Below are 15,392 nucleotides of genomic sequence, written 5' to 3'. Positions count from 1 at the left end.
GCTATTTTTGACCTCATAATTATACTTCCATTGAAAACAACAATTTTAATCCACTGTCCGGATCAAGCAGGTATCATTTGTACCGTAACCGGCTTCATTAGCAAAAACAAAGGGAACATTGTTTATCTTGACCAGCATGTAGATAAACCCGCCAACGTATTTTTTATGCGTACAGTAGTAGAATTCGAACAAGACTTCCCTGATTTAGAACATTTCAAAACTCTTTTTGAAAAAGAGCTAGCTTCTACTTATAATATGGAGTGGAGTTTACATACAGATGACAAATTGCCAAAAATGGCCATTTTCGTTTCTAAATATAAACACTGTCTTTATGACCTATTAAGTAGGTATCGTTCTGGCGAACTAGCAGTTGAGATACCTTTTATATTAAGCAACCACAATGACCTTAAAGAAATAGCTGATCAATTCAATATTCCTTTCTTCCACATACCCTTTACTAAAGAGAATAGAATTGAAGCGGAAAAAGAACAATTGGCACTATTAGAAAAATATAATATTGACTTCATTGTTTTAGCTAGATATATGCAAATAGTTAGCGGAACTCTAATAAATAAATTCCCTAATAAGATTATTAATATTCATCATTCATTCTTACCTGCGTTTGCCGGAGCAAAACCTTATCATGCAGCTTTTAAGAGAGGTGTTAAAATTATAGGTGCTACTAGCCATTACGTAACAGAAGAATTAGATGCAGGACCTATTATTGAGCAAGATGTAACGACAGTAACCCACTCCCACTCCATTAAAGATTTTATTGCAAAAGGTAAAGATTTGGAAAAAATAGTGCTTGCCAGGGGCGTAAAGCTTCATATTGCACGTAAAACAATGGTGTACAACAATAAAACTGTAATATTCTCGTAAGTACAGTAGACCCTAAATAAATTTTAAAAAGATGATTAAAAAAATAAGCTTAGCCATCTGCGTGCTATTTATAGTTTCATGTGCAGAATTACAACAAGTAGTAAATCAATTACCAACATCTACAGAAGGTGTTTTAAGTAACGAAACAATTGCGAACGGACTAAAAGAGGCTCTTGACCTAGGTATTGAAAAACAAGTAAGTAAATTAACCGCAACCGATGGTTTCTATAAAAATGAATTGGTGAAAATTCTTTTACCAGAAGATTTACAAAAGGTAGATAAGACCTTACGTGATATAGGCTTGGGTAGCTTAGCAGATGAAGGACTAAAAGTTTTAAATCGTGCGGCCGAAGATGCGGTTGCCGAAGCAACACCTATTTTCGTTAATGCCGTCAAAGAAATGTCTTTTGCAGACGCTAAGAACATATTATTAGGTAGTAATGATGCCGCTACTACTTATTTGGAAACTAAAACCAATACAGAGTTGTACTCAAAGTTTAACCCTGTAATAAGCGAGTCATTTAAAAAAGTTGGAGCCGATAAAATATGGAGCTCTATTATTACAAAGTACAATTCTATACCACTTACAAATAATGTTAATCCTGATTTAACAGACTATGTTACAGAAGAAGCTTTATCAGGAGTATATAAAATGATAGCTGTAGAAGAAGAAGAAATTAGAACAAAATATTCATCTAGAACAACAGATGTACTGAAAAAAGTATTTGCTCTTCAAGATAAAAAGTAGATTTTCTAGAGCTCTTACAATAACTTAAAAAGTTATGCGTTAAAATTAAACAGAACAATATTAAAGCATTCATTTTCAATTTTTTGAGTTAGTTAGTTAGTTAAAAACCGGTGGGAGCACCGGTTTTTTTTGTTTTAATACTAAACCAAAAGCAATTTGCAGGCACTTACTATAAATTAATTTATCATTAATTCTTACCTAACAAATAAGCCACCACCTTCTCGTTAAAAAAATTAGGTTGTTCAACATTTACCACGTGACCACAGTCTTCAACTACTATCAATTGCGAATGTTGGTGAGATTTTGCTATTTTACGTATGCTTGGCAGAAACAAATAATCTTCCTCTCCCATAACATAAAGTGTAGGTATTTTAATATCTGCAGATCTAAAAAACTGCAGTAATGGATTTATCTCTGATGTAAGCTTAAACCATCTAATAAATTCTTTTTGATACAATTTCTTTGCTTCACGAACAAAGAGCAACCTAGACTCTCTATGGTTCTTATTAGGCATTATAATAAACGCAAAGAATTTATAGAGCCATAAATATGGTATTACGCTTTTAAAGATGATACCAAGCTTTATCAATATTTGAGAACGCAGGTTCAATTTCATGATAGCACCACCCATTACCATACTTTCTACCCGTTCAGGATGGTTTTCCGCTAAATTTCTAATGAGTATTGTTCCTAAGGAAATACCAACAAAATGCGATTTCTCAATCTTTTCATGATCAATCACCTCAACAATATCATTTGTAATGACATCAAACGTGTATTTCTCATCAAAAACATTCTTAAGACTAGGTTTTGAATTACCATGACCTCTTAGATCTAAAAGTAGTACATTAAAGTGTTTTTTAAACTCTCGTATCTGTTTATACCAAATAGAAGAACTACCACCTGCACCATGTACAAATGTAACCCACGTAATAGCAGTTTTATGTCGATACGTTATATAATGTAGCAAATGAAATTTTTATTTAAGACACGGTTGATTTACAATGTATTAATTCTTTTTGATATAACATTTAGGATAATGAAATTTCGCTCAAAATCAACGTCCTTTTAAGTTTTCATCCACATATATGTTAAAAAAAAGACATATTACCTATTAATTAGATGTACAGCCCAACATACCCACGTCCAAAACTTGATTCTGAACGTATATTTGTAAGAACATAAATATAGTATAATGAACAAGCAGTATTGCAAGGTAGGATCGGTAACACCAATGGAAGCAAATAATGATATTATTAGCTTATTAGAGTATCAATATCAGACATTTATAGAAAAAGCTTCACACATTCAGTCAAACACTCAATTGGGAGAATTTTTTGAATTAAAAGCACAAAGAATTAAAAAAACTTTAGAAGATTTAGTTTAATTTCTCTAGTTCCGTTTTCATTGCCTGCTGTAACTCTTTTGCCTTGGCTTTAGCAGCATCCGCAAAGTTCTCTTGATCAGATGCATAAATTATTCCACGGGAAGAATTTATAAGTAGTCCCACATTTTTAGACATACCGTACTTACAAACCTCTTCAAGACTTCCACCTTGTGCCCCTACTCCAGGCACTAGTAAGAAGCTATTTGGTACAATTTCACGTATTTCGGTAAGATATTCAGCTTTAGTAGCACCAACCACATACATAAGGTTCTCAGCTCCTTCATATGTTGTAGATACCGACAATACTTCTTTATACAGTTCTTTACCCTCTATCTTTTTAGTTTGCAAATCAAAAGCACCTTGATTAGAAGTTAACGCAAGTAAAATGGTGTGCTTATCCTTAAACGCTAAAAAAGGTTCAACGGAGTCTCTCCCCATATAAGGAGCTATAGTAATAGAATCAAAATTTAAATCTTCAAAAAATGCCTTGGCATATCTGGTAGAAGTGTTCCCTATATCTCCTCTTTTTGCATCTGCAATGGTAAATATTTCAGGATAGTTTTCATTTAAGTATTTGATAGTCTTACGTAATGCCGACCAGCCTTGAACTCCGTATGCTTCATAAAAAGCAATATTAGGCTTATAAGCTACGCACAAATCATGGGTTGCATCTATTATGGCTTTGTTGAACGCAAAAATAGGATCTTCATCTTCCAACAAATATGAAGGAATCTTTTCTAGATCCGTATCTAAACCAATACATAAAAAAGATTGTTTTTTATGTATTTGGGCAACTAACTCTTGAGTGGTCATAACTTAAAATATCTCAGAGGCTTCCCTCAATTTCTCTGTATTCTCTACAAAACTTAATTCGTCTATTATTCTTTGAATATCTCCATCTATAATATTAGACAAATCATATAACGTAAGACCAATACGGTGATCGGTAACCCTACCTTGAGGGTAGTTATACGTTCTAATCTTTGCAGAACGGTCACCACTACTAACTTGAGAGTTTCGTTTAGCGGCATCTTCTTCTTGCTTCTTAGCCAATTCTAAATCATACAATCTAGAACGAAGTACCCTAAATGCCTTATCCTTATTTTTATGTTGTGATTTTTGATCTTGACACTGCGCAATCAATCCGGTTGGTATGTGCGTTAAACGAACAGCAGAATATGTTGTGTTTACAGACTGACCACCAGGACCAGAAGAACAGAAGAAATCTATTCTCACATCTTTTGGATCTATTTGTACATCAAAATCTTCCGCTTCTGGCAGAACCATCACTGTAGCTGCACTAGTATGTACTCTACCTTGGGTTTCTGTTTGTGGCACACGTTGCACACGGTGAACACCAGCTTCAAACTTTAAAGTACCATAAACGTTAGCTCCAGAAACTTCAAATTGTATTTCTTTATAACCACCACTAGTGCCTTCACTAAGGTCAATCACGTTGGTTTTCCAGCCCTTGCCTTCACAATACTTGGTATACATTCTAAAGAGATCGCCCGCAAATATACTTGCTTCATCACCACCCGTTCCCGCTCTAATTTCAACAACTACATCTTTTGCATCTTCAGGATCTTTAGGGATCAACATCAACTTTATATCCTCTTCTAGCTTTGGCAAACCTGCTTTAGCTTCATCCATTTGCATTTTTGCCATTTCCAGCATTTCCGCATCACTTCCGTCAGCAATAATTTCCTCCGCTTCGGCAATATTATTGGTAAGCTCAAGATATTCCTCTCGCTTATCCATTAAATCTTTAAGATCCTTGTATTCTTTTGTGAGCTTTACATATTTACTCTGATCGGATATGATATCCGGCTGAATTATAAGGTCTGAAACCTCATCAAAACGTTGTTTTACTATGTTTAACTTGTCTATCATATGCTTACTTCACTTGTATGGCAAATTTACAATAAAATAATAGACACCCTAAGGGGATTATTACGGTAAGAATTAAAAATTGAAATCTAATTAAGTAAGACCCCGTTACTTTTGTGCATTTTATTGGCACTATCAACTATGATCACCTCGGTATCGCCCAATTGATTAATCAAAGCAAGCCCTGCATCAAGCCCCATGACAAATATAGAAGTAGCTAGGGCATCTGATGTTTCTGCACTTTTTGCAAAAACTGACACACTATTGATACCCGTAGCAGGATACCCCGTTCTAGGGTCTATAATGTGAGTGTATTTATTATTGCCTGACATTATAAAATTACCATCACCACCAGTGGTTGCTACAGAAGACTCTAAAATGGGAATCCATGAAGATATACCACCCTTTTGATCTGGGTTTACTACACCAATGAGCCATTTGTCTCCGGTTACTTTTGTACCCCAGGTAGTAATATCACCATCTATATTTATGATACCCGCTTTAACATCGTTAGAAACCAACAACGCCTTTGCCTTGTCAGCAGCAAAACCTTTACCGATGCCACCAAAGGAAATTTGCATTCCTCTTTTGTTCAAGAATACAGTTTGATCTTTACTATTTAATACGATGTTTTTATAACCGACTTTATTCTTTACCTCTCTAACTTCTGTTGAGGAAGGCACGGTTTCCATGGTACCGTCAAGGTTCCAAATCTTATTTAACGGTGTATAAGTGATATCAAAAGCACCATTGGTTATTTCTGACAATAAAATAGACCGTTCTATTAGCTTGTATAACTCCCAACTAACAGGAACAGGTTTTATGCCAGCGTTCTTATTGATTAAACTTGTTTCAGAGTCGGCATCCCAAGAAGAAATAAGCTTTTCTATTCTTTGCACCTCTGCCAATGCCTCTTGTATATAAATATACCCTAATTCTTCATCTTCAGAAATAACGGTAATATCAAATTCACCGCCCATTACCTCATAAGATTTTTTGACCGTTACATACCGTTTCTCTTGACCGTACATATAGCAGGTCATAAGGCATAATATTAAGGCAAAAATCTTTTTCACTTATTTCTCTAGTTGGGGGTAATTATGGTCATAAAGAATAATAAGTTAGGTTGGTGTAGTTTTATTGGTCTGTTCGCATTAATTATTCAAATACTCGCAATATAGAACCCTCTAAAGATGTATTGTAAATTTTTAATGCTTTTGATGTGCTGTTGGGAATCTCATTTAAAGGTGTACCGGTCTGTGAAAATTTAGACCCGTGTACATCACAATAAAATATACCTCCATCTTGATTTACGAAACGTACTTGATCATATTGCTCATGGCTACAAATTTGTGTAGCAGCAACAAATTCGCCCTCTAAATTTTTAACGACGACAACAAGGTTTTTAAGAATGAATCCGCCATTTTCCGAGAGATTGGAAGCTTCGTCAGAAGTAAGGTCTATTGTAAAATCAATATCTGTTGGCTGAGCAACGATATCACCTTCTACCTCGCTATCTTTTGAGCAACTTCCAAGACAAGGAAATGTTATTGCAAAGGCTGCACCTGCACCTAGTGTTCGTAAAAATTTTTTTCTTTCCATAGCAAGATAGGTTTATACAAAAAAGAACGATTTTTTTACGCTATTCGTATGTGCTAATACACAAAGGTGCCGTAGTTACTTGAAATTGTAAGTTTTTTTGAATTTGAAGCCTCTACTCTACCTATAATCTGAGCATTTACACCAAAACTTTTAGAAATTTCAATAATATCATTTGCTACATCTTCAGGAAGATAAAACTCTAATCGATGTCCACAATTAAAGACCTTATACATCTCTTTCCAATCGGTACCCGACTGCTCTTGAATCAGTTGAAAGAGCGGCGGAACATCAAATAAATTATCTTTTACCACATGCAATTCATCAATAAAATGAAGAATTTTAGTTTGTGCCCCTCCACTACAATGAATCATTCCGTGGATGTCTTCTGAACTATATTTAGAAAGTATTTTTTTAACTATAGGCGCATATGTACGTGTTGGTGACAACACCAATTTACCAGCATCTACAGGAGAATTCTCAACGGAATCCGTCAATTTTACATTACCCGAATAAACAAGGTCCTTAGGCACTTCAGCATCAAAACTCTCAGGAAATTTTTCTGCTAAATAATTTGAAAAAACATCATGTCTAGCAGAAGTTAATCCGTTACTCCCCATTCCGCCATTATATTCTTTCTCATAATTGGCCTGACCAAATGATTCTAGACCAACAATGACATCACCAGCCTTAATATTGGCATTGTCGATAACATCACTTCGTTTTAGCCTAGCCGTTACTGTAGAATCTACAATAATAGTCCTAACCAAATCTCCCACATCTGCTGTTTCACCACCAGTGGAATGAATGGTAATACCAAACTCACCCAAGTCATTTATTAATTCTTCGGTGCCGTTGATAATAGCCGAGAGTACTTCACCCGGAATCTTATTTTTATTTCTACCAATAGTGGAAGAAAGCATAATATTATCCGTTGCCCCAACACAAATTAAATCATCTATGTTCATAATCAATGCATCTTGCGCAATACCTTTCCAAACAGAAATATCTCCCGTTTCTTTCCAGTACATATAAGCTAAAGAAGATTTTGTACCTGCACCATCTGCATGCATTACCAAACAATACTCCTCATCTCCCGTCAAGTAATCAGGAACTATTTTACAAAACGCCTTTGGAAAAAGACCCTTGTCAATATTTTTAATAGCATTGTGTACATCTTCCTTTGATGCAGACACACCGCGTTGCTGATATCTTTCACTGCTTGATGTGGACATAATTTAAATTTGTGGCAAAAATAAGGGAATCATTAAAACTGTAACCGCTGAACAGCTTAATATTCCCTCAATTTCTTTAATTATTAAAAAAGACTACTCAATAAATAGCAATTCTCTGTACTTGGTCAATGGCCATAACTTGTTGTCCATTAGTTTTTCTAACTTATCGCTATGAGTTCTAATTTCCAAAAAATATGGTTTTACATTATGGCAATATGCATCTGCCTTCTTTTTGGTATCCTTTAAGGCATTAGCTTTTTTACGAGCATCTGCCATAGCGTCTACCATCTTTTTAATACTGACTACATGCTCGGCAATATCTTCAATCATAGTCAACTGCCCCTCTGAGAATTTTTTATGAGCTGCACCATAAATCTCTTTTAGCCCAGATACATTTTTAATCAGTTTGTTTTGATATTCTAAAGCTGCCGGCATAATATAACCATAGACCAATTCATTATATACCCTACCTTCAATTTGTAGGTGCATGATATAATTCTCTAAATCTACTTCTTGGCGTGCACTAACCTCTACTTGGCTCATCACATTCATTGACTCGAACAACGCAATGCTATCTTTAGACGTTAAGACTTCTAATGCCTCTGGTGTATTTTTATTATTACTTAATTTTCTTCTTTTGGCTTCATTTTCCCATTCCGTACTGTAACCGTCTCCATCAAAACGAATTCGTTTAGAAGTTTTTATATACTCGCGCAAGACATTAAAAATGGCTTCATCTTTCTTTAAGCTTTTCTTATCGATTAGAACATCAACTTCCTTTTTAAAATCCTTTAATTGTTTAGCAACAATAGTATTTAACACGGTCATTGGCTTGGCGCAATTCATTTTTGCACCAACGCCCCGCATTTCAAATTTATTACCGGTAAAAGCAAAAGGTGATGTTCTATTACGATCGGTATTGTCCATCAAAATCTCAGGAATCTTACCTACCACGTTCAGTTTTAGCTCCGTTTTTTCTTCAGGAGATAATTTTCCTTTGGAAACACCTTCCAGTTCATCTAACACATTACTTAATTGCGAACCAACAAAAATTGAAAAAATGGCTGGCGGAGCTTCATTTGCCCCTAAACGATGATCATTACCTGCAGATGCTATTGAAGAACGCAAAAGCTCTTCGTACGTATCTACCGCTTTAATAGTATTGATAAAGAAGGTTAAAAACTGAAGATTTTTCATTGGCGTAGAACCCGGACTCAATAAATTAACTCCTGTATCAGTTGCCAATGACCAATTGTTATGTTTACCAGAACCGTTTATACCTGCAAATGGTTTTTCGTGAAAAAGCACTTTAAAATGATGCTTGTCCGCAATCTTATCCATCACATCCATCAATAATAGATTATGATCAATAGCAAGATTAGCCTCCTCGAAAACAGGAGCTAATTCAAACTGATTAGGAGCTACTTCATTATGTCTCGTTTTAACAGGAATTCCTAATTTGGTACATTCCTTTTCTAAATCGCTCATAAAACTTAATACACGACTAGGAATAACGCCAAAATAATGATCGTCTAACTGTTGTCCTTTAGCTGGAGTTTCGCCCACCAAAGTACGACCTGTCATCATAATATCTGGTCTAGAATGAGCCAATGCTTTATCGATTAAAAAATATTCTTGTTCCCAACCCAAAGTAGCATTAACCTTCGTTACCGTTTTATCAAAATATTTGGCAACGGCAGTAGCAGCTTCATCAACAGCGCCTAAAGCTCTTAACAAAGGAGCTTTATTATCTAAGGCTTCACCAGTATATGAAACAAAAATTGTAGGAATACATAAAGTAGTACCATAAATAAAAGCTGGTGAAGAAGGATCCCATGCAGTATATCCCCTAGCTTCAAACGTATTTCTAATTCCACCACTAGGAAAACTGGAAGCATCAGGTTCTTGTTGCACCAATTGTCCGCCACCAAATTTTTCTAAAGCCGTACCATCAGGCAAAAGATCAAAAAATGCATCATGTTTCTCTGCAGTTGAACCTGTTAAAGGTTGAAACCAGTGGGTGTAATGTGTAGCACCCATGGTAATTGCCCATGCTTTGATAGCCTCTGCAACCTGATCAGCAATTTTCCTATCAATTTTAGAACCTGAATCCATTGCGCCTTTTAAACCTTCAAAAGCATCTTTGGTCAAGTATTGCAACATTTTTTTTTCATTGAACACGTTGACACCGAACAAATCAGAACGTCTTCCCTTCTCCTCAATAGCAATACTATTTCTTTTCTGACTTTCTGTTATAGCATTAAATCTTGATGACTTCATATGTAAATACATTGTTAATTTGACAAAATTACGTTCAATAAATATAAATATGATAAAATACCCGATAAAAAATAGGGGTAGACAACAATAAATTTAATTTTTACACATTAACACCCTCAAAAATTCATACAGATTGATAAAAAACATATTTTTGTTTGTCTTTTATTAAAAAATAACGAACATATTATGGCCAAAATTAAATTAGAATACATCTGGTTAGATGGATACTTTCCAACTCAAAACTTAAGGAGTAAAACTAAAGTAGAAGAACACGAAGATTTTAAAGGTACAATAGAAGAATTAGGCAACTGGTCTTTTGATGGATCTTCAACAAAACAAGCTGAAGGCGGGTCATCTGACTGTTTATTAGTTCCTGTAGCTATATACCCAGATCCTGCTAGAATTAACGGTTATTTAGTAATGACCGAAGTTATGAACGCTGACGGAACTCCGCATGTATCTAACGGTAGAGCTACCATTGAAGATGAGGATAATGATTTCTGGTTCGGTTTTGAGCAAGAGTATTTCATTATGGATACGAAAACACAATTACCATTAGGCTTCCCTATTGGTGGTTATCCTGCTCCACAAGGTATGTACTACTGTTCTGTAGGTGGTAAAAACACTCATGGTAGAGGTTTAGTTGAAGAACATGCAGATCTTTGTATAGATGCAGGTTTAAACTTTGAAGGGATCAACCAAGAGGTTGCTTCTGGACAATGGGAATTTCAACTGTTCGCTAAAGGCGCTAAAAAAGCAGGTGATGAAATCTGGATTGCAAGATATCTTCTTGATAGATTAACTGAAAAATACGGATACTATATAGACTACCACCCAAAACCATTAGGTAAGGACATGGACTGGAATGGATCTGGTATGCATGCAAACTTCTCTAACACAACATTAAGAACTTGTGGATCTAAAGAAACTTACGCAGCTATCTGTGAATCTTTCCGTCCGTTTGTTAAAGAACATATTGCTGTTTACGGTGAGTTTAACGATCAACGTTTAACAGGATTACACGAAACTGCAGCTATTACGGATTTCTCTTGGGGAGTTTCAGATAGAGGTGCATCAATACGTATTCCATTAATTGCTGTTGAAAAAGGATATAAAGGTTGGTTAGAAGATAGAAGACCAGCTTCTAACGGTGATCCATACAAAATTGCAGCTAGAATTATTAAGACAGTTAAAACTGCAAAAATCTAATACCAAATTAATTGTTGATTATACTAAAAACGCCTTGAACTTGTTCAGGGCGTTTTTTATTTATTTAATATTTAATGCTGTTTTGCAAAGGTGTGTTCATCCAGTAATCCTTACCATCATATGGACTACTTATAGATTGATTTTCAAAAATGGGTTTCTTTTTATCCATTAATAATTTTGAATCAATAAAACGAGGATTCAAATTATGGTCTTGAATAAAAAACTCTCTAAATTGGCTATAATATTTAGTTGTCCACAAACCAACTTTATTATCATCAATATCCCTCAATTCAGGTAAATTGAATTCAACCAAATCACGCATAAAATTTTCTTTTTCCGCATCAAATTCTTCAAAGAATTTTTTGAATTTAATTTTATTTAAAGCAGGATATAGAATCATTTGATTGCCAATAATGACGGCACTATTTATTTTTATTGATTGACCTTTAAACAGAATATCCTTTTTCCAAAAATTATAAGTTTTAATTCCATTGAGATCTTTATTAAATGTCAAAACAAAACTATTTCCATTAAATTCCACTTTTTCCTTTTCTACTCTTTCTGCATTGAAAATAAAATCCACAAATTCTACTTTAAATTTTGGTGGCACCATCACTCTAAATTGATTATTTAAGGATATAAAGCTCAAATACATTTTATCGCCACTTTTTCGGTACTCTGTAATGACTTCAAAAATTGGCTGCTTTTTTACCCCGTTTTTATCAGAAGAATTTAAGGCATTTTTAGTACTATTATCGTACAAAATATACTCTAATTTATAAATTGAAAAACTATTTTTATCAATATACAATTTACCAATAGCTGTATAATTTGATATTTTTTTTGAGAATTCAATAGTGTATAAATAAATACCATCTAAAAAAGTATCATCTATTTTTTTAAAAGAATGTTCACTTAATAAATCTGTCTCTAATGTGTAAATAAATGAATAGCTACTGATCTTATAATTTCTTATGGCATTATGTACACTTAGAATAACAAATTCATTACCGCCATAACTGTCCAAGTAAGCTTTATCAATTACTTTACCACCTTCCCTTAAATCATAGTCATATGGTTTTAAAGCAAAAGTATCTCTTCTAAAATCATCATTTTTTAAATAGTCATAAATAACAACCTTCGAAGTAGTTGAATCTACAGCCTTAAAACCTTGATCAATTACTTCTATTATTGCCTCATTTAGATTTATATATTCATTATTATCTTTTTGATAATCTCGATAATAACCAATTTGAAAATAAGGTTGAATAGGATAATTAGAGGTAATTAATGATATGGACTTTGACACGATTTCTTTTGGGGACAACTCAGCCTTCGAATTTCTAGATACAGAAACATCGACTTCTGTTAATTGAAATGTCGCGGGATGTAATTTAACAAGAACAATACTATCCTTTAAAAATTCGTCGATAATGCGTTCTTCACTTTCATAACCCATCGAAGAAAAAACTAAAATATCACCCAATTGCTTATAGTTTAATGGAATTCTAAAACCTCCATCAAAATTAGAGATGACACCCATCTCTCTATTTTTTAAGTGAATATTTGCAAAAATAATCGGCTCACCAGTTTCAACATCAACCACTTTGCCATATAAATATTCTAAGTCTTGAGAACTAACACCTTGAATGCTTACAAACAGCAACAATATTATACTAAGAACCTTTCTTTTTATTTGGCTTACATTCATTTAAGAGATGGTTACATAGACAAAAGTCAAGTAAATTCCTACAAGAATTATGCCATCTCTCCACCCTAATCTCAAACCTTTAGGTATAAATACTAGAGGAAGAATAAGGAAAGAGATACCTAGCATCCAAAAGATATCATTTGTCAAAAGACCTTCATCCATAACCGATATTGGTGTAATTATAGATGTAATTCCCAAAACGGCAAGAAGATTAAAAATATTTGACCCAATTAAGTTCCCTAAGGAGATTGCTTTTTCTTTTTTAATTACTGCTATAATAGATGCTGCCAATTCTGGAATACTTGTACCTACAGAAACAATAGTTATGGCTATTACACGCTCACTAACACCAAATATAGTCGCCATACCAACAGCTCCACTAATCAAGAGTTCAGAACCTCCCCAAAGTGCACCTCCACCTAGCCCTAAAAACAAAGCTGTTTTGTAAGTAGGCATCATAACATCTGGTTCATCTTCTTCATCTATAACAGCAGGTTTTTGAAAACGTAACAGATATATTAAAAATAGAAAAAGGAAAACTACCATGATTATACCTTCATATTGCACAAGCACACCATCAAAATATATAAAGAAGAAAAAGAGTAAAGAAGCCAACATCATTACAGGCCAATCCGTAGTATAGAAACTTTTACTAACATCAATAGGACTAAGCAAAATAGTTATTGCAAGCACCAAACCTAGATTAGCAATATTAGAACCTACTACGTTACCGAAAGCCAAATCTGGAAATCCGTCTAAAGCGGCGTTTATACTTACAATAAGCTCTGGTGCCGATGTAGCAAAAGACACCACCGTCATTCCAATTACGATTTTAGGAATTTTTAGTTTCAACGATAAATCTACCGCAGCTTTTAAGAGCCAGTTTCCACCTGCGATAAGCAACACCAACCCGCCAACAATAAATAAGAAATCTTGCATGAAAAGAATTTTGACAAATATAATTAGAAGATATGTGATGACACATGACAATTGATGTCATCTACAAACTAAAATCTTTACCAAGTAATCATTAAATGTATATGCTAATAATGCATAGCTTATTTACTCAAAGAAGAACGGAAAGGCACTTTTTAAGTAATAACTTTAAATTTTAGCTCTACGTTTTCTAAACATCATTAAAAAACGACCTTCAATTATTACAATTCAATACACATACGAATAATAATATTATATATTAAAACTCAATCGTAGACTAAAAGTTACTAATTATAACCTATTTGATTTCTACTCTTACACATTAGTATTCAAAATCATTATTTTAACGATTTTCATTTGTGGGAACACTACTACAATCATATCTTTCGAGAACAATCTAAAAATAATCCACCACTAAAACCTTAAAATATGATTACTGTAATAAAAGTTCTTGTTGTCTTCATCTTAAGTATAATCGTAGCCTTAGTATATCACTAAATACTTTATAAAAATATATACATAGCTACTTAACAACTTGATCAAGCGTTAAGTAATTTATGTATTTTTATAAAAATTTTAATTTGAAAAAGAAGCTCTACAAATTAATAGCCAAGCTAAACAAAGCTATCTTACCTTCTTACAGTAAACAACAATTAGATTTATCTAAAGCTAACAAGCTACAAATGGCTTTAATTGGCTGGCGTTATTTTATTACTAAAAAAGCGCTAGACTAGTATTTTACCAAAGATTTTACGGCATAGTCATCAATTCTAGAACCACCTTCTAAAAAAGTGAGTTCTATTAGAAAATTACATTGCACTATTTCTCCTCCCAATCTTTCTATTAAATTACACGTAGCTTTAGCCGTACCACCAGTTGCTAATACATCATCATGTATTAAGACTTTATCCCCTTTCTCAATACCATCAATATGAATTTCCAAGGTATCTGTACCATACTCTAAATCGTAAGTCTCGCTCAACGTGCTAGACGGTAGCTTACCAGGTTTACGTACGGGCACAAAGCCGGCATTTAACTTATGAGCTAACATAGGACCAAAAATAAAACCTCTGCTTTCCATGCCAACTACCTTGTCAATCTTTTGACCATTTAACAAATCAAACAATGCATTAGCTGTTTTATTGAGTGCTTTAGGGTTTTGAAGTAATAATGTTATGTCCTTAAATACTACTCCTTCTTTAGGAAAATTAGGCACATCTCTAATAAAGCTTTTAAAATCCATTTAATATTGTGTTCTTAATTTTGTGGTAAAAGTAAAAAGAAATATATTTGCACCCCGCTAAGGGAAAATTAAAAATGGCCTCGTGGCGCAACTGAATAGCGCACTTGATTACGGCTCAAGAGGTTACAGGTTTGAATCCTGTCGAGGTCACTAATAAAACCAGCACATTCCAAAGCTTTTTGGAATTGCTGGTTTTTTGTTTGCAGAAAATTCGGTTTAAATATAAAAAAACCCTCCAAGAATTAAATTTTAAATAAGTGAAATTAAATAAG

15 protein-coding genes and 1 tRNA gene are annotated in these 15,392 nt (G+C 33.9%); 6 read left to right on the top strand and 10 right to left on the bottom strand.

All coding sequences use genetic code 11. The features are described from left to right. Window positions 1-30: 30 nt before the first annotated feature. Window positions 31-882 carry a formyltetrahydrofolate deformylase gene (gene purU / locus UH1x_RS13875; RefSeq protein ID WP_482622352.1) on the top strand — a complete coding sequence of 284 codons (852 nt, stop codon included), beginning with the start codon at window positions 31-33 and terminating at the stop codon, window positions 880-882. Between the two features lie 31 nt (window positions 883-913). After that, complete coding sequence (locus UH1x_RS13870; protein WP_396635197.1) at window positions 914-1,630, top strand: DUF4197 domain-containing protein; 717 nt, start codon at window positions 914-916, stop codon at window positions 1,628-1,630. A gap of 187 nt (window positions 1,631-1,817) precedes the next feature. On the opposite strand, the gene UH1x_RS13865 is transcribed toward UH1x_RS13870, so the two are convergent. Further along, complete coding sequence (locus UH1x_RS13865) at window positions 1,818-2,600, bottom strand: alpha/beta fold hydrolase (RefSeq protein ID WP_482622350.1); 783 nt, start codon at window positions 2,598-2,600, stop codon at window positions 1,818-1,820. 225 nt (window positions 2,601-2,825) lie between these two features. On the opposite strand from UH1x_RS13865, the gene UH1x_RS13860 reads away from it, so the two are divergent. After that, window positions 2,826-3,017: a hypothetical protein gene (locus tag UH1x_RS13860; protein ID WP_036152749.1), complete on the top strand. Its 192-nt coding sequence runs from the start codon at window positions 2,826-2,828 to the stop codon at window positions 3,015-3,017. Here UH1x_RS13860 and pyrF read toward each other — a convergent pair. The 6 genes from pyrF to UH1x_RS13830 form a co-directional block, all read right to left on the bottom strand. Further along, complete coding sequence (gene pyrF, locus UH1x_RS13855) at window positions 3,009-3,830, bottom strand: orotidine-5'-phosphate decarboxylase (protein WP_482622348.1); 822 nt, start codon at window positions 3,828-3,830, stop codon at window positions 3,009-3,011. The two genes, UH1x_RS13860 and pyrF, sit on opposite strands and share 9 nt — an antisense overlap. Before the next feature lie 3 nt (window positions 3,831-3,833). Next, entirely contained in the window at window positions 3,834-4,910 is a 1,077-nt protein-coding gene (gene prfA / locus UH1x_RS13850; protein WP_036152745.1) for a peptide chain release factor 1, read from the bottom strand. An 86-nt stretch (window positions 4,911-4,996) separates the two neighbouring features. Then, window positions 4,997-5,950 carry an FAD:protein FMN transferase gene (locus UH1x_RS13845; protein WP_482622347.1) on the bottom strand — a complete coding sequence of 318 codons (954 nt, stop codon included), beginning with the start codon at window positions 5,948-5,950 and terminating at the stop codon, window positions 4,997-4,999. Between the two features lie 115 nt (window positions 5,951-6,065). After that, window positions 6,066-6,509, bottom strand: a complete 444-nt coding sequence (locus tag UH1x_RS13840) for a QcrA and Rieske domain-containing protein (RefSeq protein WP_482622345.1) — start codon at window positions 6,507-6,509, stop codon at window positions 6,066-6,068. A 53-nt stretch (window positions 6,510-6,562) separates the two neighbouring features. Beyond that, entirely contained in the window at window positions 6,563-7,741 is a 1,179-nt protein-coding gene (locus UH1x_RS13835) for an AIR synthase related protein (RefSeq protein ID WP_482622344.1), read from the bottom strand. Between the two features lie 93 nt (window positions 7,742-7,834). Then, window positions 7,835-10,021 (bottom strand): glutamine synthetase III family protein, encoded by a 2,187-nt coding sequence (locus UH1x_RS13830; RefSeq protein ID WP_482622343.1) that lies wholly within the window; start codon window positions 10,019-10,021, stop codon window positions 7,835-7,837. A 186-nt stretch (window positions 10,022-10,207) separates the two neighbouring features. On the opposite strand from UH1x_RS13830, the gene UH1x_RS13825 reads away from it, so the two are divergent. Further along, window positions 10,208-11,230 carry a glutamine synthetase beta-grasp domain-containing protein gene (locus tag UH1x_RS13825; protein ID WP_036152737.1) on the top strand — a complete coding sequence of 341 codons (1,023 nt, stop codon included), beginning with the start codon at window positions 10,208-10,210 and terminating at the stop codon, window positions 11,228-11,230. Window positions 11,231-11,294: 64 nt separating this feature from the next. On the opposite strand, the gene UH1x_RS13820 is transcribed toward UH1x_RS13825, so the two are convergent. After that, the gene (locus tag UH1x_RS13820; RefSeq protein ID WP_482622341.1) at window positions 11,295-12,941 is read right to left on the bottom strand and encodes a carboxypeptidase-like regulatory domain-containing protein; all 1,647 of its coding nucleotides are present in this window, start codon (window positions 12,939-12,941) and stop codon (window positions 11,295-11,297) included. Further along, window positions 12,942-13,880, bottom strand: coding sequence for a calcium/sodium antiporter (locus tag UH1x_RS13815; protein ID WP_482622339.1), 939 nt, complete (start codon window positions 13,878-13,880; stop codon window positions 12,942-12,944). Between the two features lie 578 nt (window positions 13,881-14,458). Between UH1x_RS13815 and UH1x_RS13810 the strand changes: the two genes are divergently transcribed. After that, window positions 14,459-14,611: an SsrA-binding protein gene (locus tag UH1x_RS13810; RefSeq protein ID WP_482622337.1), complete on the top strand. Its 153-nt coding sequence runs from the start codon at window positions 14,459-14,461 to the stop codon at window positions 14,609-14,611. Here UH1x_RS13810 and UH1x_RS13805 read toward each other — a convergent pair. Continuing rightward, window positions 14,608-15,120 carry an adenine phosphoribosyltransferase gene (locus tag UH1x_RS13805; RefSeq protein ID WP_482622335.1) on the bottom strand — a complete coding sequence of 171 codons (513 nt, stop codon included), beginning with the start codon at window positions 15,118-15,120 and terminating at the stop codon, window positions 14,608-14,610. The two genes, UH1x_RS13810 and UH1x_RS13805, sit on opposite strands and share 4 nt — an antisense overlap. A 76-nt stretch (window positions 15,121-15,196) precedes the next feature. Here UH1x_RS13805 and UH1x_RS13800 point away from each other — a divergent pair. Further along, window positions 15,197-15,270: transfer RNA gene (locus UH1x_RS13800), tRNA-Arg, on the top strand. Window positions 15,271-15,392: the final 122 nt, after the last annotated feature.

The organism is Maribacter sp. UH1, assembly GCF_056839145.1.
This window is presented reverse-complemented; position numbering and strand designations above follow the sequence as displayed.

Coding starts and splice junctions, on each gene's coding strand:
- UH1x_RS13870 (WP_396635197.1), top strand. CDS start 914: ATGATTAAAAAAATAAGCTTAGCCATCTGCGTGCTATTTATAGTTTCA.
- UH1x_RS13860 (WP_036152749.1), top strand. CDS start 2,826: ATGAACAAGCAGTATTGCAAGGTAGGATCGGTAACACCAATGGAAGCA.
- pyrF (WP_482622348.1), bottom strand. CDS start 3,830: ATGACCACTCAAGAGTTAGTTGCCCAAATACATAAAAAACAATCTTTT.
- prfA (WP_036152745.1), bottom strand. CDS start 4,910: ATGATAGACAAGTTAAACATAGTAAAACAACGTTTTGATGAGGTTTCA.
- UH1x_RS13845 (WP_482622347.1), bottom strand. CDS start 5,950: ATGACCTGCTATATGTACGGTCAAGAGAAACGGTATGTAACGGTCAAA.
- UH1x_RS13840 (WP_482622345.1), bottom strand. CDS start 6,509: ATGGAAAGAAAAAAATTTTTACGAACACTAGGTGCAGGTGCAGCCTTT.
- UH1x_RS13835 (WP_482622344.1), bottom strand. CDS start 7,741: ATGTCCACATCAAGCAGTGAAAGATATCAGCAACGCGGTGTGTCTGCA.
- UH1x_RS13830 (WP_482622343.1), bottom strand. CDS start 10,021: ATGAAGTCATCAAGATTTAATGCTATAACAGAAAGTCAGAAAAGAAAT.
- UH1x_RS13825 (WP_036152737.1), top strand. CDS start 10,208: ATGGCCAAAATTAAATTAGAATACATCTGGTTAGATGGATACTTTCCA.
- UH1x_RS13820 (WP_482622341.1), bottom strand. CDS start 12,941: ATGAATGTAAGCCAAATAAAAAGAAAGGTTCTTAGTATAATATTGTTG.
- UH1x_RS13815 (WP_482622339.1), bottom strand. CDS start 13,880: ATGCAAGATTTCTTATTTATTGTTGGCGGGTTGGTGTTGCTTATCGCA.
- UH1x_RS13805 (WP_482622335.1), bottom strand. CDS start 15,120: ATGGATTTTAAAAGCTTTATTAGAGATGTGCCTAATTTTCCTAAAGAA.